The following is a 25,376-nucleotide window of genomic DNA, read 5'->3' on the forward strand; positions in this document are numbered from 1 at the left end:
CCGGTGAAGTTCATAAAGCGATTATTCATATTTACATTGGTTTGCATGATTCTTGGAGTCAGTACAATTTTTGGTTTTTACTATTACGTAAAACCAGAATTGCCAGATGTCGCGACGCTACGCGATGTTGAGCTTCAAACGCCAATGCAGGTCTTCAGTCAAGACGGCAAATTGATCTCTCAATTTGGTGAAAAGCGACGCAACCCTGTCAGCTACGACGAGATTCCTCGTCACCTAGTTGAAGCACTCATCGCTACCGAAGATAGCCGCTTCTACGACCACCCTGGTATCGACCCGATTGGTATTACTCGTGCTGCGATTGTTGTTGCTATGTCAGGCTCAGCAAAGCAAGGGGCGAGTACCATTACCCAACAGCTTGCGCGTAACTTCTTCTTATCGAATGAGAAAAAGATCATGCGTAAGATTAAAGAGATCTTCATTGCGATCCACATTGAGCAGCTACTCAGCAAAGAAGAGATCATGGAGCTGTACGTGAACAAGATTTTCTTGGGTCACCGCTCTTATGGTTTCGGTGCTGCTGCACGTGTTTACTTTGGTAAAGATCTTCCGGATCTAACTCTAAGTGAAATCGCAACGCTGGCTGGTATGCCAAAAGCACCATCGACGATGAACCCTATCTACTCACTAGAGCGTGCGACCAATCGCCGTAATGTAGTTTTAGGTCGAATGCTGGATGAGAAGTACATTACTCAGGAAGAGTATGATGAAGCGCGTGCTGAAGAGTTAGTATCAAAATACCACGGTGCAGAGATCGAATTGAGCGCACCTTATGTCGCAGAAGTAGCTCGTGCTTGGATGGTAGAGCGCTACGGTGAAGACGCTTATACATCAGGTATGAAGGTCTACACTACGGTTGATTCAACTCTGCAAGATGCAGCGAACCGCGCCGCTATTACGAACCTTCTGAACTACGATGAGCGACACGGCTATCGTGGTGCAGAAAAAGTACTATGGCAAACCGAACAAGCGGCTTGGGAACAGGAACAAATTGTTAAACACCTAAGATCACAACCAACCTATGGTGATCTAACGCCTGCAGTCGTAACCAAAGTAGATGCTCAAAGCGCTCACGTTTGGGTTAAAAACCAAGGCGAAGGCGTGATTGAGTGGCAAGGCATGAACTGGGCTCGTAAGTTCCTAACTGACGACCGCCAAGGCCCTGCCCCATCAAACGCAAAAGAGATCTTAGCTGTCGGTGAGCAGATCTGGGTACGCAGCGAAGCGATCTCAGGTAAAGAAGCGACAACCGAAGAGAGTGAAGAAGCCACTGAAATCGCTAATGCGGCACCAACTAACTGGCGTCTAAGCCAAGTGCCAAACGCAAACACCGCGTTTGTTGCGATGAACCCAGACAATGGTGCTGTGCTATCTATGGTGGGTGGCTTTAACTTTGTTCACAACAAGTTTAACCGCGCGACTCAATCAATCCGTCAAGTGGGCTCAGGTATCAAACCTTTCATCTACTCAGCGGCTATCGATAAAGGCTTAACGCTAGCGTCGCTGATTAATGACGCGCCGATTAACCAGTGGGATAAGAGCCAAGGTACTGCGTGGCGTCCAAAGAACTCTCCACCAACGTATGTGGGTCCAACTCGTCTTCGTATCGGCTTAGCGCAATCGAAGAACGTAATGGCGGTACGTGTACTGCGTGAAGTGGGCTTAGATGATACACGTAACTACCTGACTCGCTTTGGTTTTGATATTGATGAAGTGCCTCGCTCTGAAACCATTGCACTCGGTGCTGGCAGCTTAACGCCTATGAAGGTTGCACAGGGCTACTCGGTATTTGCTAATGGCGGTTACTATGTTGAACCTTTCTACATCAGCCGCGTTGAAAGCCCATTTGGTGAGGTAGAGTTTGAAGCATCACCAAAAGTGGTTTGTCACCAAGATTGCGAAACGACTCTAGAAACGGATCCAATTGCTGACGAGTTCGCAGAGCAAGACGTGGATGCAGAAACCCAATATGCACCGCAAGTTATCTCTGAACAGAATGCATTCCTAGTTCGTGAGATGCTGTACAGCAACATCTGGGGTGGTGGTAACTGGCGTGAAGGTACGGGTTGGAACGGTACAGGCTGGCGTGCACAACCACTAAAACGTCGAGACATCGGTGGAAAAACCGGTACTACCAACGACTCAAAAGATACATGGTACAGTGGTTACGGCCCTGGCATTGTCGCGACAGTATGGGTTGGTTTTGATAACCATAACCGTAACTTAGGTCGCACTAAGAACAACAGCAACCTAGGTAAGAACCAAATCACGGGTGCAGAAGCAGGCGCTAAAACCGCTCAACCAGCTTGGGTCGACTTTATGGGCTTAGCTCTGAAAGATGTGCCAGCACAGCGCAAAGATATCCCAGAAGATATTGTGCGTGTGCGTATCGATAGAGATACCGGTCTCCTGACCAACAAGTCCGATGGTTCTTCGATGTTTGAGTACTTCGTAAAAGGCACTGAGCCTACTGAGTACATCAGCGAACGCTTTGGTGATGATATTTACTCATCACCGGGTGAAGCGGAAGAAGAGCTGTTCTAATCCAACACTAAGCAGCAATTAAAGAGGGCTGATACCTAATAAGTATCAGCCCTCTTTTTATCTATAGCTTTAAGCTCTCAGACGTTATTTTTCTAGTTGTGTGCGAATCTCTTCTGCAAGCTGTTCGAATCGACCACGCAGTGGTGAACCCGGTCGGTATGCCACAACAATACGGCGAGAAGGCGTTGGATTAACCGCGGGTACGTAACATACCCCATCCTTCTTCTTCTCAGCTGGCAGAGAAAGCTCTGGCAGTAGTGTAATACCCGCACCCGCTGCAACCATGTTACGCAGGGTCTCTAGGCTGGTCGCTTTAAAGCGCTCATCGTCTCTTGCTCCTGCCGCGAAACAGAAACCCAATGCTTGGTCGCGCAGACAGTGGCCATCACCCAGTGCGAGTACGGTTTTACCATTGAGCTGGAGCATATCGACGCTATCTTGTTCCGCCCATTCATGGTCACATGGAACCGCAACACTTAATGGCTCATCGTAAACATCGATCTCTTTAAAAACAGCTGTCTCATCTACCGCAGCTAACACCAGACAATCGAGCTTGCCATCCTCTAGCTGACTCACGAGTTGGTGTGTTTGTGCTTCGTGAAGAAACAGCTCAAGATCTGGGAACTGCTCTTTTAGGTGAGGAACAATCTTCGGCAATATGTATGGACCCACTGTCGGAATGAAGCCGATATGCATAGGCCCTGTCATCGCATCGCCATGACCACTCGCCATATCTTTAAAGGTCTTCACCTCATTCAAGATACGCTTCGCCTGCTCCACCAGCTGCAAACCAGACTCAGTAAAAATCACCTTCCTTGGGCTGCGTTCAGTCAGTTGTAATCCAATCTCTTCTTCAAGCTTACGGATCTGACCGCTTAAAGTAGGCTGACTAACAAAGCACGCCTCTGCGGCTTTTCGAAAATGTTTATGCTCGGCTAAAGCCACCAAGTATTCAAAGTCACGAATGTTCATGATTGGTCTCTTACCTAAGGTGTAAAGAACGCACTTCCTGTAAAAGAAAGCCCTTAATAGAAAATACCTATCAAAACCATAACATCAAACGATTAGAGCTATCAAAGGATTTATCTAATAATGGGCTCAACAAAACGAAACAGAGCGCAGAAAAACGCTAAGCTCTATACGAACCAAATTAAAAGTAATCTCTAAGGAAACCATTATGTTTGCATCTAAAGAAGGTCAATCAATTCCTCAAGTAACATTCCCGACTCGCCAAGGTGATGCTTGGGTAAACGTTACAACAGAAGAGCTATTCAAAGACAAGACGGTTATCGTATTTAGCTTACCGGGTGCGTTCACACCAACTTGTTCTTCAAGCCACCTACCGCGTTACAACGAGCTTTACTCGGTATTTAAAGAAAATGGTGTTGATGACATTCTGTGTGTATCAGTGAATGACACATTCGTAATGAACGCTTGGAAAGCAGATCAAGAAGCTGAAAACATCACCTTCATTCCAGACGGTAACGGTGACTTCACAGACGGCATGGGCATGCTAGTTGAGAAGAACGATATTGGCTTTGGCAAACGTTCATGGCGCTACAGCATGCTGGTTAAAAACGGCGTGGTAGAGAAAATGTTCATCGAAGAAGACGTACCAGGCGACCCGTTCAAGGTTTCTGATGCTGACACTATGCTTAACTACATTGCACCTGAGCACAAAGAGCAAGAGTCCATCACTGTATTCACTAAACCAGGTTGCCCGTTCTGCATGAAAGCAAAACAGAACCTTATCGACAAAGGCCTAAACTACGAAGAAGTGGTTCTAGGTAAAGATGCAACAACAGTAAGCCTACGTGCTATCTCTGGTCGCTCTACGGTTCCTCAAGTCTTCATCGGTGGTAAACACATCGGTGGTAGCGAAGAGCTAGAAGCTTTCCTAGGCTAATCACTGCCAAATGGCTAACCCACTAGCTTGTGGGTTGGCTAATCCTATCGGGTTGAATCAAGCTTATGGCTCGCATTATCCACAGTCACAAGCTAAACCTAATAAAACAAACCACAAAACGTCACCATCCTGACTCTTAATACATCATCAGAGTTGGAGGGATTCGTTTACGTTTAATTTAACCATTGCGGGAAATTATTATGAAACAAGTCAATGTAGATGTCGCAGTTATCGGGGGCGGTACAGCTGGTCTAGGTTCGTACCGTGCTGCAAAAGCACACACTGACAGTGTAGTGATGATTGAGGGTGGCCCATACGGCACCACTTGTGCTCGAGTTGGGTGTATGCCTTCTAAGTTGCTGATTGCAGCAGCGGAAAGTGTTCACCAAATCGAAATAGCACCGGCATTTGGTGTCCATCCGCAAGGTGAAATCGCCATCAATGGCCGTGAAGTGATGGACCGAGTTAAACGCGAACGTGACCGTTTTGTTGGTTTTGTTTTAGAAGGCGTGGATGAAATCCCAGAGCAAGACAAGATCGTTGGCTATGCCAAGTTCCTAGACGACAACACGCTTCAAGTGGATGAACACACGATCGTAAACGCGAAACGCATTGTGATCGCAACTGGCTCTCGCCCTGCATACCCTGCCGTTTGGAATGAACTAGGCGACCGCCTAATCATTAACGACGACGTATTCAGCTGGGATGATTTACCAGAATCAGTTGCCGTATTTGGCCCTGGTGTAATTGGTCTAGAACTTGGTCAGTCGCTACATCGTCTAGGTGTGAAAACCAAACTGTTCGGGTTAGGTGGTCAAGTTGGCCCAGTAACCGACCCAGAGATCATGGCTTACGCCGATAAAGCCTTCAACGAAGAGTTCTACCTAGATGCTGACGTAAAAATCGAAAGTATGAAGCGTATTACCACTGAATCTGGTGAGCCACGTGTCGAAATCCAATTCATCAATAAACAAGGTGAACTAGAAACCAACATCGTTGAGTACGTGCTAGCAGCAACAGGTCGTCGTCCAAATACGGACAAGCTTGGTCTAGAGAACACCTCTCTTGAGCTTGATGAACGTGGTGTGCCAGTTGCAGACCATTACACGCTTCAAACATCGCTACCATCGATATTTATTGCGGGTGATGCAAGTAACCAATTGCCTCTGCTACATGAAGCGGCAGACCAAGCACGCATTGCGGGTGACAATGCAGGTCGTTTCCCAGAGATTCGAGCAGGGCTACGCCGCTCTAAAATCTCAGCCGTATTCTCTGACCCGCAAATCGCGATGGTTGGCGAAACCTACAAAGAGATCACCACGCGTTTAGGCACATGTGGCTGTTTCGCAACCGGTGAAGTCTCTTTCGAGAACCAAGGCCGATCACGAGTGATGCTACGCAACAAAGGTATTCTGCACGTCTACGGCGAGCAAGGTACAGGTAGGTTTCTTGGTGCTGAGATGATGGGGCCAAACGCAGAACACTTGGCGCACTTGTTAGCATGGGCACACCAGAACAAAATGACTGTGTCTGAAATGTTGGACATGCCGTTCTACCACCCAGTGATTGAAGAAGGCGTTCGAACTGCACTGCGTGATCTGAATGCGAAACTGCACTTAGGCCCAGAGATGGTGAAACACTGTCTAGACTGTGGTCCTGGCTGTTAAGTTCTCCATCACGTCCATGATGAAGACGAAAAAGGAAAGCCACTGGCTTTCCTTTTTGTTTGTTGGCAGCGAGTAAATAACAGATTCCCGATTACGCTCCTTCGTCGCTTTCGGGAATGACAGTGCTTTTAAAGCACAGCCAAGACAAAGCCCAATCAAAATAAAGTATCAGCGAATTAAGCTTTAATTCGTCATTCCAGAATCGAGGAACGAGATGTCTGGAATCTCTCGTCACACATAAACAGAGATTCCCGACCACGCTCCTTCGTCACTATCGGGAATGACGTTGCTTTTATTACATAGCAAACCCGAAGACCTATAAGAACAACGCATCAGCGAATCAAACTTTAATTCATAATTCCAGAACTGAGGGACGAGGTATCTGGAACCTCTTATCGCACATAACCAGAGATTCCCGACCACGCTCCTTCGTCGCTATCGGGAATGACGTTGCTTTTATTACATAGCAAACCCGAAGACCTATAAGAACAGCTCATCAAGCTTTAACCCGTCATTCCAGAATCGAGGAACGAGATGTCTGGAATCTCTTATGTAATTCGAAAGATTAACAGCAGCTGCTGTTCTTCTCTGCAGCAATCACAGAGATCTCAACCAATAGCGCTTCACGAGCCATATCAGCCGTTACACAAGCACGAGCTGGTGCGTGACCTTCTGGAACCCATGCGTCCCATACTGCGTTCATCTCTTGGAAGTCGTCCATTGTTTTTAGGTAGATCGTTGCTGACAGCATGTGCTCTTTGTCACTGCCCGCTTGCTCAAGCAGAGTCTCAACCTTGTCTAACATAGTTTGAGTTTGCTCTTTAATACCTTGAGTTGCGTCTACACACACTTGACCACATAGGTAAATCGTACCGTTGTGCTTTACGATACGGCTCATACGTTGTTTGGTTTCTTGACGTTCAATCATCACTTTCTCTCTCGGTGTCACCGTGATTAACCATAGGGTGACGTGTTATTATCAAAGACCATTAGGATAACGCGAATTCAACCCAAGATGACATGTAAGCATTGCAATAAAAGCGAAAAAATCCGCGATAAGCTCGGACGATGTCAACGTTGCATGAACCAGCTAACAATACTGTCGATTCTCAGTTGGGGAACTTGGTGGCTGTTTTTCTCAGACCAACCCAAGAGCATTAATGCTATCGCCCTTTTGATGGCCGCCAGCGCCTTTAGTGGTTTGCTAATGATCCATTGGATCATGAAGTGGTTGATCTTGCCAAGAAGAAGCAAGCGAAAAAGATCATCGACAAGATAAACAAGGCTGGTACTAGTCTCAATAAATCAATAATCAGAAAATAGCACTGGGCAAGTCGCAGGCATAAAAAAAGCCCTGAAGCCAATCGGTTTCAGGGCTTTCTTAGAAAATTCTAAGAAAAAGCAGTGGTACTTTAATAGACCGTGCTTCCCTTAATTTGTTCCCAGAAAAACGATCTTTTTTTATCTTTTTTCTAAGAACTTTAAAATCAACACGTTATGCAACGTTTGTCTTAGCAATCACTTGTTCGACTAGATTTACTTCCAGTGCAACTTCATCACAAGCATGCTGACGAGGACACTGGTCACAATCTTTAAGTACTTTCTCAGGCAGTAACGACTTCGATGTTGGCAAGAAGTCATGCTTCATAAAGAACTCTGGAGTTCGTGTCAGAACAAAGACTTTCTTGATTGCCATTTGGCGCGCTTTCTCTACAAGATGTTGAACAATCGCGGACCCTTGTCCCTGACCTTGCCAACCCGCTTCGACACCCAGAGAGCGAATCTCCGCTAGACCAGAGTCATAAACATAAAGCGATGCGCAACCTGTCACTTCACCATGATGCTCAGCTACCGCAAATGAGCCAATATCGCGCACGAGTTCATTGCGTGAGCGTGGCAGGTTCTCACCCATATTCGCCCAGTAAGCAACCATACCTTCCAGCGCTTCAACATCGGTCAAACGTGCAGGACGCACCTTAACAATCGAGGTATCACGCTGCGCGAGACGTTTCTCGGCTTGGTCGACAGCGAAAGCCACCTGTTTTGGTGATACACCGCCCAGAGCACTACGCTTCTCAAGGCACGATTCAATGGTCAGGATGTCATACACATCCTCTTCAATCACCTCAGAGAATTCTTTCATCTCTGCGATAGACAGCTCTTCCAGAGCACAGCCTTTAGCTATCGCCGCGACAACTGTTACACCCACGATATGGTGTGCTTCACGGAAAGGAATGCCTTTCGCTACTAGGTAATCAGCCAGCTCTGTTGAGTTTGCGTAACCTTGCTTCGCTGCTTCTAGTGTACGCTCGCCGTTGACTTTGATGCCGTCGAAACACAGCGCCGCCATCTCCATACAGTCGTTCCAAGTATCTAGAGCATCAAATAGACCCTCTTTATCTTCCTGCATGTCTTTGTTGTAAGCCAAAGGTAGAGCTTTCACTGTCATCATCATGCCAGCAAGTGAACCGTATACACGGCCGGTTTTACCACGGATAAGCTCTAGTGCATCTGGGTTTTTCTTTTGTGGCATCAGAGACGAACCAGATGTCACTGTATCTGCTAACTCAATGAAGTTTGATTCACCAGAGTTGTAGAAAATCATATCTTCAGCAAGACGTGACAGGTGAAGCATAGAGATAGAAGCAATCGACATCAGCTCCATCACATGGTCACGGTCAGATACTGAATCTAGAGAATTACGCGTTGCACGACGGAAACCTAAGTTATGCGCCAGCGCTTCACGGTCCATTGGGTATGCTGTACCCGCAAGAGCACCAGAACCCAGAGGACAAGTATCAAGACGCTTAATTGCATCATTCAAACGCGAGTAATCACGTTCGAACATCTCAACATATGCCAGACACCAGTGAGCGAAGGTGACAGGCTGTGCGCGTTGAAGGTGGGTATACCCCGGTAGCACGGTTCCTTGATGCTGCGCCGCCACATTCACCATTTGGCTTTGAAGGCGATCCAGCGCAATCAACAGTTGTTGGCCTTGCTGACGACACCAAAGTTTCAGGTCTGTCGCCACTTGGTCGTTACGAGAACGGCCAGTGTGTAGCTTCTTACCAAGGTCACCAACCTTACCGATCAGCTGTTGTTCAACCCAACTGTGAATATCTTCTGCGTCTGAACGTAGGATTTGCTCAGGATCTTCCATCACCTCTAACTTCAGCTCATTCAGCGCAAGCTCAAGCTTTTGCTGCTCTTCTGCAGTTAGAACGTTGACTGACAGTAGAGCTTTTGACCAGGCAATAGAGCCCACAATGTCTTGCTCAGCCAAGCGGTAGTCAAAACGAAGTGAATCGTTAAAATCTTTAAACCGTGTATCTGCTGCTTGGGTAAATCTCCCGCCCCATAATGCCATTGCGTATCTCCTAATTGCCCAGTGCTCACTGTGTTTTGCAAATAATAAGTCTGATAGAAATTCAGTCTTTTTCTAATGGTTTAAACTTACGGCAAATCAGATCAAAAATAAAGTATAAATTCATTATTTTTACATATTTATTCACCATTGACTGATAAAAACGATTTTTCATCACCATACTGATGCGACTAATAGCCATAATGGGCCGATTATATGCCATCCAAACGTAAAAGCCGATGCTCAACCACCCAACAAAAAGCCCACTCGCTAAACCAATAGCGAGTGGGCTTTGAACAATTTCTAGTATCTTAAGTAACTGTATTTGTTACTTTTGGCTGTTTAGAGCACGGATACGGCTTGATAGAGAGTAAAGGCGGATGAAGCCTTCTGCATGGCTTTGGTCGTAAACTTCATCTTCACCAAAGGTTGCGAACTCTTCTGAGTATAGGCTGTTGTCAGAACGCTTCTGAGTCACCGTTGCGTGGCCTTTGTATAGCTTAACAACCACTTCGCCATTCACGTCTTGTGCTAGCTCTTCTGTTGCCGCTAGGATTGACTTACATAGCGGAGTGAACCAACGACCATCGTATACAAGGTGAGAAGCCTTAACACCTAGCTCTTCACGGAATTCGAATGCTGCTTTGTCTAGCACAAGTTGCTCAACCGCACGCAGCGCTTCCATGATGATCGTGCCCCCTGGAGTTTCGTAACAACCACGAGACTTCATACCTACAAGACGGTTTTCTACGATATCGATACGACCAACACCGTGCTTCGCGCCTTTTTCATTTAGGTAAACCAGTGCGTTGTATGGCGTCATTGCTTCGCCGTCTACTGCAACCACTTCACCCTTTTCAACTTTCAATGTTACTGTTTCAGATTCGTTTGGTGCTTGCTCTGGATCTACTGTCCACGCCCAGCAATCTTCGTTTGGTGCATTCCATGTATCTTCTAGTACGCCACCCTCTGTAGAGATGTGCCATGCGTTCGCGTCACGTGAGTAGATCTTAGTTAGAGAAGCAGTACAAGGGATGTTACGTTCTGCTAGGTAATCTAGACACTCTTCACGGCTCACAAGATCCCACTCACGCCATGGTGCAATTACGTGTAGATCTGGTGCTAGTGCAGCAAATGCGCCTTCGAAACGAACTTGGTCGTTACCTTTACCCGTACAGCCGTGACATAGTGCGTCTGCACCCACTTTACGTGCAACTTCAACCTGCGCTTTAGCAATGATTGGACGAGCCATCGACGTACCTAGAAGGTATTTACCTTCGTAGTAAGCACCGGTTTTTAGCGTTGGGAAGATGTAGTCTGCAACCATCTCTTCTTTTAGGTCTGCGATGTAGCACTCAGACGCACCAGACGCTTTCGCTTTCTCTTCAATGCCTTCTAGCTCTTCTGCGCCTTGACCAACATCGGCCACGAACGCCACAACCTCACAGTCGTAGTTCTCTTTTAACCACGGAATGATTACCGAAGTATCTAGACCGCCAGAATAGGCTACAACAACTTTATTAACTTTAACCTTGCTCATTTGAGTTTCTCCTAAGTTCCCGGGCCTGCACTTTGGCGGTCAGCTCCTCGGGGTTTATCCATTCGACTTAATTAATTCTTTAACTTCACTTTCTGAGTTCAGAAGCTACTGAGATAAAAACATGTTACTGAGGTAAAAACTGAGTACCGATGCTCTCACCTGAAAATAGTTGTGCTAGCTTGTCTGGGTAGCGCCAGGTCGCGACTTCAATTGGACGGCCAAGGTCATTGGCTGCTTCAAGTGCCGCTTGTACTTTAACGATCATGCCGTCGGTGATGACTTTGCCTTCAATCAGCTCATCCGCTTGTTGTTGGCTTAGGCTCGGAATAAGGTGACCTTTTCCATCAAGAACGCCGCTCACATCTGATAACAGTACCAGCTCTGCATCCAATGCCCCCGCGACAGCTACCGCTGCTTGGTCAGCATTGACGTTCATCAGTTGACCTTGGTCGGTCAAGCCGATCGAGCTGATAATTGGCAGTGCGCCCGTATCAAGGATGGCTTGCAGAACCTGAGAATTACCCGGCGCTGCTTTACCTACTGCACCCAATTCAGGATCTAACTCGCTTACCTGACATAGGCCGCCATCAGCAAGGCTTAGACCTACAGCATTAAGACCATCTTTGATCGCTTGGCCTTGAAGAAGCTTATTTGCTGTTCCTGCTAGTGCGCCAGCAATCACAGGAATCTGATCATAAGGCGTCACACGTAGGCCCTGCTTTTTTACGGTCTCTAGATTGAGCTTGCCCATCAGCTCATCAACTAGGTAGCCACCGCCATGAACGATGACGATAGGTCGCTGCGCTTGCTGTTTGTACTGTGAAATTGCCCCGAAAAGCTTGCTCAACGTTTCGCTACAAGACAGTGCAGCGCCACCTAACTTTATGATTAATGGTTGATTATTTTGGCTCATTAGAGAATTCCTTACACTAGCGCAGTTAATGGCGCAAAGCCATACCGTAAATTTAAACACTGCATCGCTTGGCTAGATGCACCCTTCAATAAGTTATCAATCGCTGAAACAACGATGATGTGTTGACCCTGAACCTTCCATCCCAAATCACAGAAAGGAGTATGCTCAACGTCTTGAATTCTTGGCAGTGTCTCTTCGAGCAATCTCACTGCCGGCTTATCTTGGTAAGCAGTAGCAAACGCCTGTTGTACTTGCTCTTCAGTCACGCCATCTGCCAACTTCATGGTGATGGTCGCTAAAATGCCACGCTTAAAGTTTCCTAGGTGCGGCGTAAAAATAACATCGCAACCCAAGTGCGCTGCAATTTCAGGTTGGTGACGGTGATTGAATACACCGTAAGGCTGCAAGCTCACTTCACAGAAGCTATTGACCATGCTTGCCTTGCGACCTGCGCCACTTACACCACTGGTTGCGTTAATCACAGGCCATTGGTTCTCATCTAGCAGCTTGCTTTCTACCAAAGGATTAATTGCCAGTTGAGAAGCTGTTGGGTAACAACCTGCGACAGCAACCAATTGTGCTTCTTTAATTTCAGCTTCATTCCACTCAGCCAGTCCATAGGCAGCGCTATCTAGCCACTGCTCATGCTGATGCTCAAAGCCGTAAAAATCTTGATAGAAGTTTTCACCCTTAACTCTGAACGCGCCTGATAAGTCGAAAACTTGGCAACCGTTCTCTAGAAAAATCGGCGCAAGGTCATGACTAACCTCGTGTGCCGTCGCTAGGAAAACCACATCCGCCTCTTTAGCTACACTAACTGGGTCGACTAATGGCTCGACTGGCATATCGATTAGACCTGCCAATTTTCCGTGCAGGCTAGAAATCGGTTTACCCGCATCTACACTGTTGGCGGAGACAAACAAACCTGATAGCGTTAACTCAGGGTGTCTGTTTACCATCAGAGCCAGTTCTGCTCCTGTGTAGCCGCTTGCGCCAATGATCGTGGTTTTCAACATTCTCACACATCCATTCTTGAGGTAAGTTACAGTTCAAATTTGACTAATCATACTTAATTTTTGGTTTTATTTGATTTTTTATTCACTAAATATGATTTAATATGTGTTTTACCGCCTTATGGTTTTTCTGTCAATAGTAGAAGTGAAGATATTATGCAATTACCCAGTTTTCTTGAGGTCTACCAGGGCCTAATTTCCACCGATTCGATCAGCTCAACCGATCCAAGTTGGGATCACGGTAACGAGAAGGTCATCGAGAAGATGGCTCAATGGTTTAAAGACTTAGGCTTTAGTGTTGAAGTCGTGGAGGTCAAGCCCGGCAAGCATAATATGGTGGCAAAGATGGGCTCTGGCGAAGGTGGCTTACTACTTGCGGGTCACAGCGACACGGTTCCGTTTGATGAAGGGCGTTGGAATTTCAACCCTCATTCACTGACAGAACACAACAATCGCTTCTACGGATTGGGCACAGCAGATATGAAAGGCTTCTTCGCGTTTATTTATGAGGCGGTAAAGAAGATTGACTGGAGTAAGCAAACCAAGCCTCTCTATGTACTGGCGACTTGTGACGAAGAGACCACTATGCTCGGTGCTCGTCATTTCACTGACAATGCTCCTTTTAAACCGGATTACTGCATCATTGGTGAACCGACTAGCCTAGTGCCGATTCGTGGTCATAAAGGCCATGTCGCGAATGCAGTGCGAGTAACGGGTAAATCTGGCCACTCTTCTGACCCAGCGCTCGGCGTGAACGCCATTGAAATCATGCATGAAGTGTTGTTTGCTCTGATGCAGCTGCGCGACAAACTCATCAAAGAGTATCACCACCCAGGATTCGCGATTCCTAGCCCGACACTCAATCTTGGTCACATCCACGGTGGCGACAGCGCCAACCGCATTTGTGGCTGTTGTGAACTGCACTACGATGTGCGTCCTCTTCCGGGCATTAGTTTGGATGGTTTAGACAACATGCTGCGCAATGCGCTTAAAGAAGTAGAGGCTAAGTGGCCGGGAAGAATTGAGATCACTCCGCTACACGAGCCGATTCCGGGTTATGAGTGTCAGCATGATCATCCATTTATTGGTGGCATGGAGTCGGTATGTGAAACCGAGTCACAAACCGTGAACTACTGTACTGAAGCGCCTTTCTTACAACAGCTATGTCCAACACTGGTGCTAGGGCCGGGTTCTATTGACCAAGCGCACCAGCCAGATGAATTCTTGAGCTTTGATTTCATCGATCCAACCATCAATATTTTGAGTAAGTCGATCTATAAATATTGTTTCTAGCTATTGCGCGATAACTCAATATCGCTCGCAGTATCGAACAAAAGCGACCTCGAAAGGTCGCTTTTGTGCTGTTTTGATATCATCATCGTGAATTTGTAATTAAATTTCACCTTCGTTCTCTCAGAAAAGAAAATTTATCGCTTCGCCATTTATATAACCAATAATTGCAAACTTAGGATGCTTTATTTGACTAGATACAGCAGTTTTCGCTAGATTGTGTACCTAACAAGGAACAATGGATGTAATTTTTTTACGAGGCAGGATGACAATGAACGAGAAATACGCCGCTCTCAAGAGTAACGTGAGCATGCTAGGACGCTTGCTAGGTAACACTATTCAAGACGCGCATGGCGACGTAATCCTAGAGAAAGTGGAAACTATCCGTAAACTTTCCAAGTCAGCTCGAGCAGGCAACCAAGCTGACCGCGACAGCCTAGTTGAAGAGATCAAAAATTTACCGAACGAGCAACTCACCCCTGTCGCTCGTGCTTTCAACCAATTTCTAAACCTCACCAACATGGCGGAGCAATACCACACCATTTCTCGCCACTGTGAAGAGCACGTTTGTGAACCAGACGTACTTCAATCTCTGTTCTCTAAGCTAAACCAAAATGACATCAGCAAACTCGATGCTGCTCAAGCCGTTCGCGACCTGAATATCGAGTTAGTACTGACCGCTCACCCAACTGAAATCACTCGTCGCACCATGATCAACAAGCTAGTTAAGATCAACGAGTGTCTATCAAAGCTTGAGCTGAGCGACCTATCAAACAAAGAGCGCGTGAAAACTGAACGTCGTCTAGAGCAACTGATCGCTCAAGGCTGGCACTCAGACGTGATTCGCCAACAGCGCCCAACTCCGCTTGATGAAGCGAAATGGGGCTTTGCAGTCGTAGAAAATTCACTTTGGGAAGCCGTACCAGATTTCCTACGTGAAATGGATGGTCGTCTAAAAGGTTTCCTTGGCGAAGGCCTACCTATCGATGCTCGCCCAGTCCACTTCTCATCTTGGATGGGTGGTGACCGAGACGGTAACCCGTTTGTTACACACTCAATCACTAAAGAAGTACTGCGCCTATCTCGCTGGAAAGCCGCTGATCTTTACCTAGGTGACATCAACGAGCTGATTACTGAACTGTCGATGACAAAATGCAACGACACAGTACGTGAACTGGCTGGTGACGAGCACGAAGCTTACCGAGCGATCCTTAAGAGCCTACGTACGCTGCTTACGGACACGCTCGAAGTACTTGACGCAAAACTGCACGACGCAGAAGTACCGAAGAAGACCACACTACAGAATATCGACCAACTCTGGACACCGCTTTACGCATGTTACCAATCGCTACATGAATGCGGCATGGGCGTCATCGCAGACGGTTCACTATTGGATACACTGCGCCGTATCAAGGCCTTTGGCGTACACCTAGTTCGTCTTGATATCCGCCAAGAGAGCACACGTCACTCAGACGTTCTTTCTGAGCTAACTCGCTACCTAGGTATCGGTGACTACGACCAATGGAGTGAGCAAGACAAGATTGCTTTCCTAACCAACGAGCTAAGCTCTAAGCGTCCACTACTTCCGCGTGATTGGGAGCCATCTGAGCCAGTCAAAGAGGTTTTAGACACCTGTAAAGTAATTGCTGCGCAACCTCGTGAAGCCTTTGGTGCTTACGTTATCTCAATGGCTCGCACAGCGTCAGATGTACTTGCGGTTCACTTGCTACTTCAAGAATCAGGCTGTCCGTACCGCATGGACGTATGTCCACTGTTCGAAACGCTAGACGACTTAAACAACTCTGAAGCGGTAATGAAGCAGCTAATGAGCATCGACCTTTACCGTGGCTTCATCCAGAACCACCAAATGGTCATGATCGGCTATTCTGACTCAGCAAAAGATGCTGGCGTAATGTCTGCAGGTTGGGCGCAATACGATGCAATGGATAAGCTTGTAAAAGCGTGTGAAGAGGAAGGTATTGAGCTGACTCTATTCCACGGCCGTGGTGGTACCGTAGGTCGTGGTGGCGCTCCAGCGCACGCTGCACTACTTTCTCAACCACCAAAGAGCTTAAAAGGCGGTCTACGTGTAACTGAGCAAGGCGAGATGATTCGCTTTAAGCTTGGCTTACCAGATGTCGCAGTGAACAGCTTTAACCTATACGCAAGCGCAATCCTTGAAGCAAACCTACTTCCACCACCAGAGCCGAAGCAAGAGTGGCGCGATCTGATGGAAGTATTATCACAGGTTTCTTGTGAAGCTTACCGCAACGTAGTTCGTGGCGAAGAAAAATTCGTTCCTTACTTCCGCCAGGCAACCCCAGAGCTAGAGCTTGGCAAACTGCCTCTAGGCTCTCGTCCAGCTAAGCGTAATCCAAATGGTGGCGTAGAAAGCCTGCGTGCTATCCCTTGGATCTTCTCTTGGAGCCAAAACCGTCTAGTACTACCTGCATGGTTAGGTGCTGGTGAAGCGATTCAATACTCAGTTGATCAAGGCCATCAAGCGCTGCTTGAAGAGATGTGTCGCGAGTGGCCATTCTTCTCGACTCGCTTAGGTATGCTTGAGATGGTTTACTCGAAGTGTAATATGGAGATCGCTAAGTACTACGACCAGCGTTTGGTAGACGAAGAACTATTGCCACTGGGTGAGAAGCTTCGCGAACAGCTGCAAAAAGACATCAAAGCGGTGCTAAATGTAGAGAACAATGAAAACCTAATGCAGAGCGACCCTTGGGGACAAGAGTCTATCCGCCTACGTAACATCTACGTTGAGCCGTTGAACATGCTTCAAGCTGAGCTGCTATACCGTACTCGTCAGAGTGAAACGCCACCAGCAGAGCTAGAAGAAGCGCTTATGGTGACGATTGCAGGCATTGCAGCAGGCATGCGCAACACTGGTTAAGCAGAATAATATTCTAAATAAAGAACAAAAGGTCGCCCATGGCGACCTTTTTATTTTACCGAGAAAATACTATTGAGTCTTTTATCAGTTTTTTGGGTTATTTTGTCCATGTATTCTACTTTATGCTTATTATTTAGATATACTACTGCTCCGCTGCGAGAACACTCCAATCAAAATATTTCGTAGCATTGGACTAGGCAAGCTAGTCCGACTAGGTGATAAACGGCTTTATAAGGTGACACAACCAACAACAAAGAGTGTTGGTGCAACTTAGACATAACCCAATATATCGTGCCGCAAGAAGCACACTTGATGTTTAAGTTTTTGTTTACTGTTTATTGACCATTTGGATTGAAGACATGTCATTACCACACGTAATTCTAACCGTTTTAAGTACACGCGATGCTACTGGTTACGATATCACTAAAGAATTCTCAGCAAGCATTGGATACTTCTGGAAAGCTAGTCACCAACAAGTTTACCGCGAGCTCAACAAAATGGCTCAAAATGAACAGGTAACTTGCGTACTAGAACCTCAAGAAGGCAAACCTGACCGTAAAGTTTACTCAATCACAGACGCTGGCCGTCGCGCACTAGGCGAGTGGTTTGAACAGCCAACTGCTCACCCAACTGTACGTGATGAATTCTCAGCAAAATTGATGGCTTGTGCCGTTCAACCATCGGCTGCATACCAAGTACAACTTTCTGAACTAGTTGAAGAATCACGCAAGCTGGTTTCTCACTACAAAGAGATTGAAGCAGCTTACTACGCAACGCCGTCAACACTAGATAAGCAAGCACGTCTAGAGCGACTAACACTGCGTCGTAACCTACTGATCCGTGAAGCTTGGATCATGTGGGCTGAAGAAGTTCTACTAGAGCTTGAAACGTTAGCGTAAGTTTGACACTGGTGATTTCACCAGAGACTAGATAAGCAAAAGGCTTGAATACTGAGTATTCAAGCCTTTTTTGTATCTGCTGGGTAGAGTTGAAACTTACAGTGCTGCAACCTGAGGACGCACACCTAGAGTGTGACAAAGTGCGTAAGTCATCTCAGCGCGGTTCAGCGTATAGAAGTGGAAATCCTTCACACCTTCACGGCTTAGCGTTCTAACCATATCTATCGCTTGGCTCGCACCTACTAGCTGACGCGTTGTTGGGTCATCGTCTAAGCCTTCAAATTGCTTCGCCATCCAACCCGGTACTTTCACATTGTTCATCGCCGCAAAGCGAGACGCTTGCTTAAAGTTAGATACAGGTAGAATGCCCGGAACGATCTCTACATCGATGCCTGCAGCCACACAGCGGTCACGGAAACGCAGGTAGCTCTCTACATCAAAAAAGAACTGAGTAATCGCACGGTTAGCACCCGCATCAACTTTACGTTTTAGGTTAAGTAGATCGGCTTGTGCGCTCTTCGCTTCAGGGTGAACTTCAGGGAAAGCCGCAACTGAGATATCGAAATCATGACGAGCTTTAAGCAGTTTAACAAGGTCTGAAGCATACATTTCTGGCGCACCGCCACCTGGAGGAATATCACCACGCAGTGCAACGATACTTTGAATACCGTTCGCCCAGTAATCGTCAGCGATTTGAATCAACTCTTCACGGCTTGCATCAATACACGTTAAGTGTGGCGCTGCAACAAGACCCGTCTGGTCTTTAATCTCTTTGATGATTGAGTGGGTACGGTCACGCTCACCAGAGTTAGCACCGTAAGTCACCGATACAAACTTAGGTTGTAGTGTTTTCAGACGGTGTACAGAGTTCCACAGTGTCTCTTCCATCTTCTCATTGCTTGGCGGAAAAAACTCAAATGACACATTGATGTTGTCAGAAAGCTCAGCAATGTTCTGATTCAAAGCGTCTATATGACTTGCGTGCGTGTATCCCATCTTACTCTCCCTGTGGCCAACTCAACCACTAAAATCTCAAACCTTTAAACCGACGTTTAGACGTCTATATGTCCACAGAATGTATTGAATACGATTTAATGTCAACAGATCCATTATGAATTTTTCTCAAGTTGATCGTGAGGAATCTTCAAGTCGATAAGTGGGTCGCAAAGCAATAATAACGTACAAAAAAGGCTGAAAAACACATTGTGCTTTCAGCCTTATTTATCTTAGTGGATAGTATGCTATTTACGCTTACAAACCATCGATCTGAGTTTTAGAATAAGCTCGACATTCTATTCAAATCAGACTGAATCGCACCGGCCGTTACCTCACGTCCTGCACCAGGACCACGAATCACCAATGGGTTATCTTTGTACCACTTACTCTCAATCGCAAAGATGTTGTCACATGGCAGCAGGTTCGCCAGAGCATGCTCTTTCGATAGCGCTTCTACACCTACCGTTGCCTTACCATTCTTCTCAAGGCGTGCAACATAACGTAGTACCTTATGCTGCGATTGAGCCTTCTCTAGACGCTCAGCCAGCACTTCGCTCAATACTGATGCTTTATCAAAGAAGTCATCGACAGAGAGATCTTGCAGCTCTTCCGGTACCAAAGATTCCACTTTGACGTTCTCAGGTTCAATATCTAGACCGGATTCACGCGCGAGAATAACCAGCTTACGCATCACATCCGAGCCATCAAGGTCAGAGCGAGGGTCTGGCTCAGTTAAGCCCTGCTGCCACGCTAGGTCCACCAACTCGCTAAATGGTACTGAGCCATCAAATTGTTGGAACAGCCAAGATAGAGTGCCAGAGAAGATGCCTGATAACGCAATGATGTCATCACCACTCTCACGCAAGTCACGTACAGTATGGTTGATCGGTAAGCCTGCACCTACTGTCGCGTTGTACAACCAATGGCGGCTGATCTTCGCGAACGCGTCTTGTACCTGATGATAGTAATCACTCGATGCAGAGCCCGCGACTTTGTTGGCAGAGATTAGGTGGATACCTTGTTGAGCGATGTCCAAATACTTGTCAGCCAGTACCTTGCTCGCCGTTACATCCAATACCACCACTTCATCATAGCCTTGAATTGAACCTAACTTGGTTAACCACTCGCCGTCCGAATACTCGACTGCCTCGTCACCAAAGCGATCGACGACTGCACGAGCATCGATACCTTGTTCGTCGTACCAATAAGTTTGACTATCCACCACCGCAACCAACTCGAAGTTCATGCCGCGACGCTTTTCTAGCTCAACCTTTTGCTCAGCGAACAGTGATAGCCAGCTTGAGCCGATGTTACCCTTACCACACAGCGCAATCGCAACGCGCTTCTGAGCTTGGAACAATTGAGAGTGAATGCCTTTCACTAAGGTTTCAGTTTCCGACTTACGAACAACGGCCACTAAGCTCAAACGAGATTGAGACTCTGAGATAAACTCAACCGGTGCGCTCTTTAGCTGTTGGTAGAAACCGTAGCAGTGATTCGGGTTCTTAGTCACACCAGCACCTACCGCAGCAACCAGTGAGTAACCCTCTTTAAGTTTGATTTCCGCTTCAATCGCATGATCTTGCAGATATTCAAGCGCTCCACCCGCAATCTCTTCAGTGTAGGCGAGACGCAAACAGTTTTGGTCCGCTTGCAGCTCGTAAGCCAGTGGCTCGAGCTGAGCGCGCTTAAGCCCCTCAAGCACCTCACTCTCAAGGCGCTCAAAGTCATGGCCATGACCAAAGGTAAGCTGAATCAGTAGTACATCATCTAAAGACGTGATGATCTTTGCACCGCGTCCCGACGCCAATACACGTTCAATCTGAGTAGAGCCAGACTCAGGCTGATAGCTGCAGCGTAGGCTAAGATCCATCGCACTCTGCGCGACAGGTTGTAGAGTACGACTGTGAAGCACAGGTGCCGCCAGACGTGCAAGTTCACTCGCCTCATCTAGACGTAGCAAAGGCAACAGACATGCATCAGAAACCAACCTAGGGTCAGCACTATACACACCGGCCACATCACTCCAGATAGTCACACGATCGACTTCCGCTAATGCACCAATTACGGTTGCGGAATAGTCTGAGCCATTACGACCTAAAAGCACCGTTTCACCGACACTGTTTTGTGCCATAAATCCGGTAATCACTACGCGACAATGAGCGTGTTGGGCGAGAGACTCTTTAATCAATGCGTATGAGCGAGCGCGATCCACCTCTGGCTGAGCACCCGCTTCAGCACGCAGAAAGTCACGCGCATCTTGCGCTACCGCTTGAAGATCACTCTGACATAAAAGCGCCGCTAGTAAGCGGGACGACCACACTTCACCATGGCCTAACACAGACGCTTTTTGTGCTTCATTCAATGGTGCGGTTAACTCACCTAAAGCTGTAAACTCTCGTTGTAGGGTTGCAGTTAACTGCTCTGCTACTTCGCCCTCTAATAGTTCTGAAACCAGCTCTAGTTGGAACTGACGCAAAGATTGCAGACACTCATGAGCCAAGCGTCCATCTTTCTCCAGCGCTTCTAAAAATTCGATCAATCGGTTTGTGGTTTTGCCTGCCGCAGACACCACTACCAAATCTGTTTCACTAGAGTACTCTTTGAGAATACTCACTACACGCTGATAGCACTCAGGGTTTGCCAAACTGCTACCACCAAATTTATGCAATTGGCGAAAGTTAGCCATTAGTTGCTCTCCCCGTTATCGATGAACTGCTGTGCTTTAGCAAACGCTTGTTCAAGGTCAGCAATTAGGTCTTCTGCATCTTCAAGGCCTACCGACAGTCTTAGCAGCTGATGAGATACACCCGCTTCCGCTAGAGCCTCTTCACCCATTGCACGGTGTGTCATTGAAGCAGGGTGACAAATTAAGCTCTCAACACCGCCAAGCGATTCTGCCAATGAGAACAGCTCTAGCTCACCAACAAAGTGCTTAAGAGCCTCGAAAGAACCTGCAAATTCAAAACTCAGCATAGACCCAAAACCAGACTGCTGCTTCTTAGCAATCTCATGACCCGGATGCTCAGGCAGACTCGGGTGATAAATGGTATCAACTAATGGTTGTTTCTGTAGCGCCGTTAGAATCTCACGAGAGCTCTCTTCATGAACACGCATACGCGCACCTAGTGTACGAATACCACGTAGCGTCATGTAGCTATCAAATGGTGTCCCCGTTGCACCAATACAGTTACCCCACCAAGCCAGCTCTTCAGCGTGCTCTTCGGTTTTAGTAATCACTACGCCGCCAATCACATCTGAGTGACCATTGATGTACTTAGTCGTTGAGTGGATAACAAAGTCAGCACCAAGCTCTAGAGGCTTTTGGAACACAGGAGTCAAAAAGGTGTTATCCACCGCCACCAGCGCACCCGCCTCTTTTGCCTTGCGGCAGGTTTCTTCAATGTCGACGACACGCACCAATGGGTTTGATGGCGTTTCCAGCAAGATCAATTTAGGCTTGAGTGCGATCGCTGCATCGAATGCGGCTTGATCCGATTGATCGACAAACAGAACCTTAAAGTCACCCTTTTTTGAGCGTGTATTGAAAAGACGATAAGTACCACCGTAGCAGTCGTGTGGTGCCACGATCAGATCATCGCTACCAAGGAAAGCGGAAACCCAAAGGTTTAATGCAGAAGTACCACAGTTGGTCACAACTGCCCCCTTACCAGACTCCAATTCAAACAGGGCTGTTTCTAGCAAGCCACGGTTTGGGTTACCTGAGCGAGTGTAATCATACTTAGGCACTTCACCAAAAGCGGGAAAACCGTAGTTAGTCGACAGATAAATTGGTGGAACAACGGCATGATGTTGAGTGTCTGACTCGATACCAGTACGTACGGCGATGGTTGCTGGTTTCCGGCTGCTCATAGGTGTTTCCTTACAGGTTTTGGCGTCTGAGAATCACAGCGGCTTGTCGGGGTTTTGCGGCTGTGTTAGATATATGTTATTCACTTTACTTTCATAAGAATGAGACGTCAACACTTCTAGACGTCTATATGTCTTTGCTTATGGCGGTAAATCCCGCTAAAATCATCCCTATTAATTTAATCTAACAACTAAAGTGATGAAGGTACGCAATGGCCGACTGGAATGGTGAATACATAAGCCCATATGCTGAGCATGGAAAGAAAAGCGAACAAGTAAAGAAAATTACAGTTTCTATCCCTCTAAAAGTGTTAAAGGTTCTAACTGACGAGCGTACCCGCCGCCAGATTAACAACCTACGCCATGCAACAAACAGTGAGCTGCTATGTGAAGCCTTTCTGCATGCATATACTGGCCAGCCTCTACCAACAGATGAAGACCTGCGTAAAGACCGCCCAGACGATATCCCAGCTGAAGTGAAAAAGCTGATGACAGAGATGGGTATCGAGTTCGAAGCGTTTGACGAAGAATAATCATAACTCAGTCACTACCTTCAACATTTGATTCGCTTTAGCTGAGCCATATTGATTGCCGAAATCATCCAGGATGAATTTCAGGCATAAAAAAACCGACTCCAGATGAGTCGGTTTTTTATTATTCTCTTCGCTCTACTAAATGACGATTACGCCATCCAGTCTCTATGCCATATGCTTCTACGCCATGTAGTTTGCTGGCATCTCAATACGAGCCACACCAGAATCAACCGCTGCCTGAGCAACTGCTTTTGCCACGCGAGGCAATAGACGTGGGTCCATTGGCTTAGGAATGATGTAGCCTTTACCAAACTCAAGTGCATCAGCACCTGCTGCTTTTAGTACGTCTGCAGGTACTTCTTCTTTCGCAAGTTCACGAATCGCTTCCACTGCCGCTAGCTTCATTGCATCGTTGATTTCGCTTGCACGAACATCAAGAGCACCACGGAAGATGAATGGGAAACACAGAACGTTGTTTACTTGGTTCGGGTAATCACTACGGCCAGTACCCATGATAAGGTCGCTACGAACTTCGTGAGCAAGCTCTGGCTTGATCTCTGGATCTGGGTTAGAACACGCGAATACGATCGGCTTGTCAGCCATCAACTTCAGTGATTCTGCTGGTAGCAGGTTAGGACCCGATACACCTAGGAATAGGTCTGCACCTTCAATCACGTCTTCTAGAGTACGCTTGTCAGTGTTGTTCGCGAACAGCTGCTTGTATTCGTTCAGATCGTCACGACGAGTGTGAATCACACCTTTACGGTCCAGCATGTAGATCTTCTCACGCTGTGCGCCACACTTGATCAGCAGTTCCATACATGCAACTGCCGCTGCACCTGCACCCAAACAAACAATCTTACACTCTTCCAGCTTCTTACCTTGAAGCTCAATCGCGTTCAGCATACCCGCAGCTGTTACGATCGCAGTACCATGCTGGTCATCGTGGAATACAGGAACATCACAACGCTCGATTAGGCGGCGTTCAATTTCAAAACAGTCTGGTGCTTTGATGTCTTCTAGGTTGATGCCACCGAATGTATCGGCAATGTTCGCTACTGTATCTACGAACTCATCGATTGTGCGGTGTTTTACTTCAATATCGATAGAATCTAAACCTGCAAAACGCTTAAACAGTAGCGCTTTACCTTCCATTACTGGTTTAGAAGCAATAGGACCTAGGTTACCTAGGCCAAGAATCGCTGTACCGTTAGAGATAACTGCAACCATGTTGCCTTTACCTGTGTACTTATAAACGTTATCCACGTTCTGTGCGATTTCACGAACTGGCTCAGCCACACCTGGGCTGTAAGCAAGGGCCAGATCTTCTGCAGAATTTGCAGACTTTGTCAGTTCAACGGCAATTTTGCCAGGAATTGGGAACTCATGATAATCAAGAGCTTGCTGACGGAATTGTTCTTGAGGTGATAGTTCTTCAGATTGAGCTTGGAGAGTGTCATCAGACATGGGTGTAGGTTTCCTAGAATATTATTATTTGGGGGAATCCATTTTATATTAATGGATGTACTTCAAAGTTCCTAGGTGGTAAAGCCCCCTGTCTCATTAAAAAACGAGAATTCACTACTAATAAGACCAGTGCCCAGTTGAAATTACTAAACGCCAGATAACAAAAAAGGACACCGAAGTGTCCTTTTTCATATCTACTAAGCGAGAATTACTTCTTGCTAGATAGAGCACCGAAACGCTTGTTGAAGCGATCTACACGGCCGCCTGTATCAACGATACGTTGCTTACCAGTGTAGAATGGGTGACATTTGTCACATACGTCTAGGTGGATAGAATCTTTACCTAGAGTAGAGTTGAATTCAAATGTGTTGCCGCAAGAGCAAGTAGCTGTTACAGCTTTGTATTCTGGGTGGATACCAACTTTCATGGGAAAACCTCAATTAGGCCGTGT

Annotated in this window: 19 protein-coding genes; 8 read left to right on the top strand and 11 right to left on the bottom strand. The window is 46.8% G+C overall.

The window, feature by feature from the left end; translation table 11 throughout:
• Nucleotides 1-3: 3 nt before the first annotated feature.
• Entirely contained in the window at nt 4-2,562 is a 2,559-nt protein-coding gene (locus tag FIV04_RS13675; protein ID WP_172974250.1) for a penicillin-binding protein 1A, read from the top strand.
• Nucleotides 2,563-2,646: 84 nt separating this feature from the next.
• Here the strand turns inward: FIV04_RS13675 and oxyR are convergent, their stop codons facing one another.
• On the bottom strand, nt 2,647-3,534 hold the full coding sequence (gene oxyR, locus FIV04_RS13680; protein WP_152469387.1) for a DNA-binding transcriptional regulator OxyR: 888 nt from the start codon (nt 3,532-3,534) through the stop codon (nt 2,647-2,649).
• A gap of 205 nt (nt 3,535-3,739) precedes the next feature.
• Here oxyR and FIV04_RS13685 point away from each other — a divergent pair, with 205 nt between their 5' ends.
• The gene (locus tag FIV04_RS13685) at nt 3,740-4,468 is read left to right on the top strand and encodes a glutathione peroxidase (protein WP_032549993.1); all 729 of its coding nucleotides are present in this window, start codon (nt 3,740-3,742) and stop codon (nt 4,466-4,468) included.
• Nucleotides 4,469-4,668: 200 nt separating this feature from the next.
• Nucleotides 4,669-6,135, top strand: a complete 1,467-nt coding sequence (locus FIV04_RS13690; RefSeq protein WP_152469388.1) for a dihydrolipoyl dehydrogenase — start codon at nt 4,669-4,671, stop codon at nt 6,133-6,135.
• A 565-nt stretch (nt 6,136-6,700) separates the two neighbouring features.
• On the opposite strand, the gene FIV04_RS13695 is transcribed toward FIV04_RS13690, so the two are convergent.
• Nucleotides 6,701-7,063: a RidA family protein gene (locus tag FIV04_RS13695; protein WP_152469389.1), complete on the bottom strand. Its 363-nt coding sequence runs from the start codon at nt 7,061-7,063 to the stop codon at nt 6,701-6,703.
• Between the two features lie 87 nt (nt 7,064-7,150).
• On the opposite strand from FIV04_RS13695, the gene FIV04_RS13700 reads away from it, so the two are divergent.
• The gene (locus FIV04_RS13700; protein WP_084181824.1) at nt 7,151-7,414 is read left to right on the top strand and encodes a DUF3624 domain-containing protein; all 264 of its coding nucleotides are present in this window, start codon (nt 7,151-7,153) and stop codon (nt 7,412-7,414) included.
• A gap of 216 nt (nt 7,415-7,630) precedes the next feature.
• Here the strand turns inward: FIV04_RS13700 and argH are convergent, their stop codons facing one another.
• From argH to argC, 4 genes are all read right to left on the bottom strand, one after another.
• Nucleotides 7,631-9,505: an argininosuccinate lyase gene (argH, locus tag FIV04_RS13705; RefSeq protein WP_032549990.1), complete on the bottom strand. Its 1,875-nt coding sequence runs from the start codon at nt 9,503-9,505 to the stop codon at nt 7,631-7,633.
• 325 nt (nt 9,506-9,830) lie between these two features.
• The gene (locus FIV04_RS13710; RefSeq protein ID WP_032549988.1) at nt 9,831-11,042 is read right to left on the bottom strand and encodes an argininosuccinate synthase; all 1,212 of its coding nucleotides are present in this window, start codon (nt 11,040-11,042) and stop codon (nt 9,831-9,833) included.
• Between the two features lie 124 nt (nt 11,043-11,166).
• Nucleotides 11,167-11,955, bottom strand: coding sequence for an acetylglutamate kinase (argB, locus tag FIV04_RS13715; RefSeq protein ID WP_032549987.1), 789 nt, complete (start codon nt 11,953-11,955; stop codon nt 11,167-11,169).
• Nucleotides 11,956-11,966: 11 nt separating this feature from the next.
• The gene (gene argC / locus FIV04_RS13720) at nt 11,967-12,971 is read right to left on the bottom strand and encodes an N-acetyl-gamma-glutamyl-phosphate reductase (RefSeq protein ID WP_152469390.1); all 1,005 of its coding nucleotides are present in this window, start codon (nt 12,969-12,971) and stop codon (nt 11,967-11,969) included.
• Between the two features lie 153 nt (nt 12,972-13,124).
• Here argC and argE point away from each other — a divergent pair, with 153 nt between their 5' ends.
• The 3 genes from argE to FIV04_RS13735 all read left to right on the top strand — a co-directional run bounded on the left by argE (nt 13,125) and on the right by FIV04_RS13735 (nt 18,059).
• Entirely contained in the window at nt 13,125-14,261 is a 1,137-nt protein-coding gene (gene argE / locus FIV04_RS13725; protein WP_152469391.1) for an acetylornithine deacetylase, read from the top strand.
• Nucleotides 14,262-14,523: 262 nt separating this feature from the next.
• Nucleotides 14,524-17,160, top strand: a complete 2,637-nt coding sequence (gene ppc / locus FIV04_RS13730; RefSeq protein ID WP_172974251.1) for a phosphoenolpyruvate carboxylase — start codon at nt 14,524-14,526, stop codon at nt 17,158-17,160.
• Between the two features lie 359 nt (nt 17,161-17,519).
• Nucleotides 17,520-18,059: a PadR family transcriptional regulator gene (locus tag FIV04_RS13735; RefSeq protein ID WP_032549984.1), complete on the top strand. Its 540-nt coding sequence runs from the start codon at nt 17,520-17,522 to the stop codon at nt 18,057-18,059.
• A gap of 96 nt (nt 18,060-18,155) precedes the next feature.
• On the opposite strand, the gene metF is transcribed toward FIV04_RS13735, so the two are convergent.
• From metF to FIV04_RS13750, 3 genes are all read right to left on the bottom strand, one after another.
• A complete protein-coding gene (gene metF / locus FIV04_RS13740) occupies nt 18,156-19,055 on the bottom strand; it encodes a methylenetetrahydrofolate reductase (RefSeq protein WP_032549983.1) in 900 nt (299 codons plus the stop codon).
• Nucleotides 19,056-19,332: 277 nt separating this feature from the next.
• Nucleotides 19,333-21,744 carry a bifunctional aspartate kinase/homoserine dehydrogenase II gene (locus FIV04_RS13745; protein WP_152469392.1) on the bottom strand — a complete coding sequence of 804 codons (2,412 nt, stop codon included), beginning with the start codon at nt 21,742-21,744 and terminating at the stop codon, nt 19,333-19,335.
• Nucleotides 21,744-22,928 (bottom strand): O-succinylhomoserine (thiol)-lyase, encoded by a 1,185-nt coding sequence (locus FIV04_RS13750; RefSeq protein ID WP_152469393.1) that lies wholly within the window; start codon nt 22,926-22,928, stop codon nt 21,744-21,746. The genes FIV04_RS13745 and FIV04_RS13750 overlap by 1 nt, the downstream gene beginning before the upstream one ends.
• 209 nt (nt 22,929-23,137) lie before the next feature.
• Between FIV04_RS13750 and metJ the strand changes: the two genes are divergently transcribed.
• Complete coding sequence (gene metJ / locus FIV04_RS13755) at nt 23,138-23,458, top strand: met regulon transcriptional regulator MetJ (protein WP_004415993.1); 321 nt, start codon at nt 23,138-23,140, stop codon at nt 23,456-23,458.
• Between the two features lie 180 nt (nt 23,459-23,638).
• On the opposite strand, the gene FIV04_RS13760 is transcribed toward metJ, so the two are convergent.
• Entirely contained in the window at nt 23,639-24,925 is a 1,287-nt protein-coding gene (locus FIV04_RS13760) for a malic enzyme-like NAD(P)-binding protein (protein ID WP_150869392.1), read from the bottom strand.
• A 208-nt stretch (nt 24,926-25,133) separates the two neighbouring features.
• Nucleotides 25,134-25,352, bottom strand: a complete 219-nt coding sequence (gene rpmE / locus FIV04_RS13765) for a 50S ribosomal protein L31 (protein WP_032549979.1) — start codon at nt 25,350-25,352, stop codon at nt 25,134-25,136.
• Nucleotides 25,353-25,376 lie beyond the last annotated feature (24 nt).

The sequence above is a fragment of the Vibrio sp. THAF190c genome (genome assembly GCF_009363355.1).
GTDB classification, from domain to species: Bacteria; Pseudomonadota; Gammaproteobacteria; order Enterobacterales; family Vibrionaceae; genus Vibrio; species Vibrio fortis_A.

Excerpts from the sequence above, each read along its gene's own strand:
- oxyR (WP_152469387.1), bottom strand. The coding sequence starts at position 3,534 with ATGAACATTCGTGACTTTGAATACTTGGTGGCTTTAGCCGAGCATAAA.
- FIV04_RS13685 (WP_032549993.1), top strand. The coding sequence starts at position 3,740 with ATGTTTGCATCTAAAGAAGGTCAATCAATTCCTCAAGTAACATTCCCG.
- FIV04_RS13690 (WP_152469388.1), top strand. The coding sequence starts at position 4,669 with ATGAAACAAGTCAATGTAGATGTCGCAGTTATCGGGGGCGGTACAGCT.
- FIV04_RS13695 (WP_152469389.1), bottom strand. The coding sequence starts at position 7,063 with ATGATTGAACGTCAAGAAACCAAACAACGTATGAGCCGTATCGTAAAG.
- FIV04_RS13700 (WP_084181824.1), top strand. The coding sequence starts at position 7,151 with ATGACATGTAAGCATTGCAATAAAAGCGAAAAAATCCGCGATAAGCTC.
- argH (WP_032549990.1), bottom strand. The coding sequence starts at position 9,505 with ATGGCATTATGGGGCGGGAGATTTACCCAAGCAGCAGATACACGGTTT.
- FIV04_RS13710 (WP_032549988.1), bottom strand. The coding sequence starts at position 11,042 with ATGAGCAAGGTTAAAGTTAATAAAGTTGTTGTAGCCTATTCTGGCGGT.
- argB (WP_032549987.1), bottom strand. The coding sequence starts at position 11,955 with ATGAGCCAAAATAATCAACCATTAATCATAAAGTTAGGTGGCGCTGCA.
- argC (WP_152469390.1), bottom strand. The coding sequence starts at position 12,971 with ATGTTGAAAACCACGATCATTGGCGCAAGCGGCTACACAGGAGCAGAA.
- argE (WP_152469391.1), top strand. The coding sequence starts at position 13,125 with ATGCAATTACCCAGTTTTCTTGAGGTCTACCAGGGCCTAATTTCCACC.
- ppc (WP_172974251.1), top strand. The coding sequence starts at position 14,524 with ATGACAATGAACGAGAAATACGCCGCTCTCAAGAGTAACGTGAGCATG.
- FIV04_RS13735 (WP_032549984.1), top strand. The coding sequence starts at position 17,520 with ATGTCATTACCACACGTAATTCTAACCGTTTTAAGTACACGCGATGCT.
- metF (WP_032549983.1), bottom strand. The coding sequence starts at position 19,055 with ATGGGATACACGCACGCAAGTCATATAGACGCTTTGAATCAGAACATT.
- FIV04_RS13745 (WP_152469392.1), bottom strand. The coding sequence starts at position 21,744 with ATGGCTAACTTTCGCCAATTGCATAAATTTGGTGGTAGCAGTTTGGCA.
- FIV04_RS13750 (WP_152469393.1), bottom strand. The coding sequence starts at position 22,928 with ATGAGCAGCCGGAAACCAGCAACCATCGCCGTACGTACTGGTATCGAG.
- metJ (WP_004415993.1), top strand. The coding sequence starts at position 23,138 with ATGGCCGACTGGAATGGTGAATACATAAGCCCATATGCTGAGCATGGA.
- FIV04_RS13760 (WP_150869392.1), bottom strand. The coding sequence starts at position 24,925 with ATGTCTGATGACACTCTCCAAGCTCAATCTGAAGAACTATCACCTCAA.
- rpmE (WP_032549979.1), bottom strand. The coding sequence starts at position 25,352 with ATGAAAGTTGGTATCCACCCAGAATACAAAGCTGTAACAGCTACTTGC.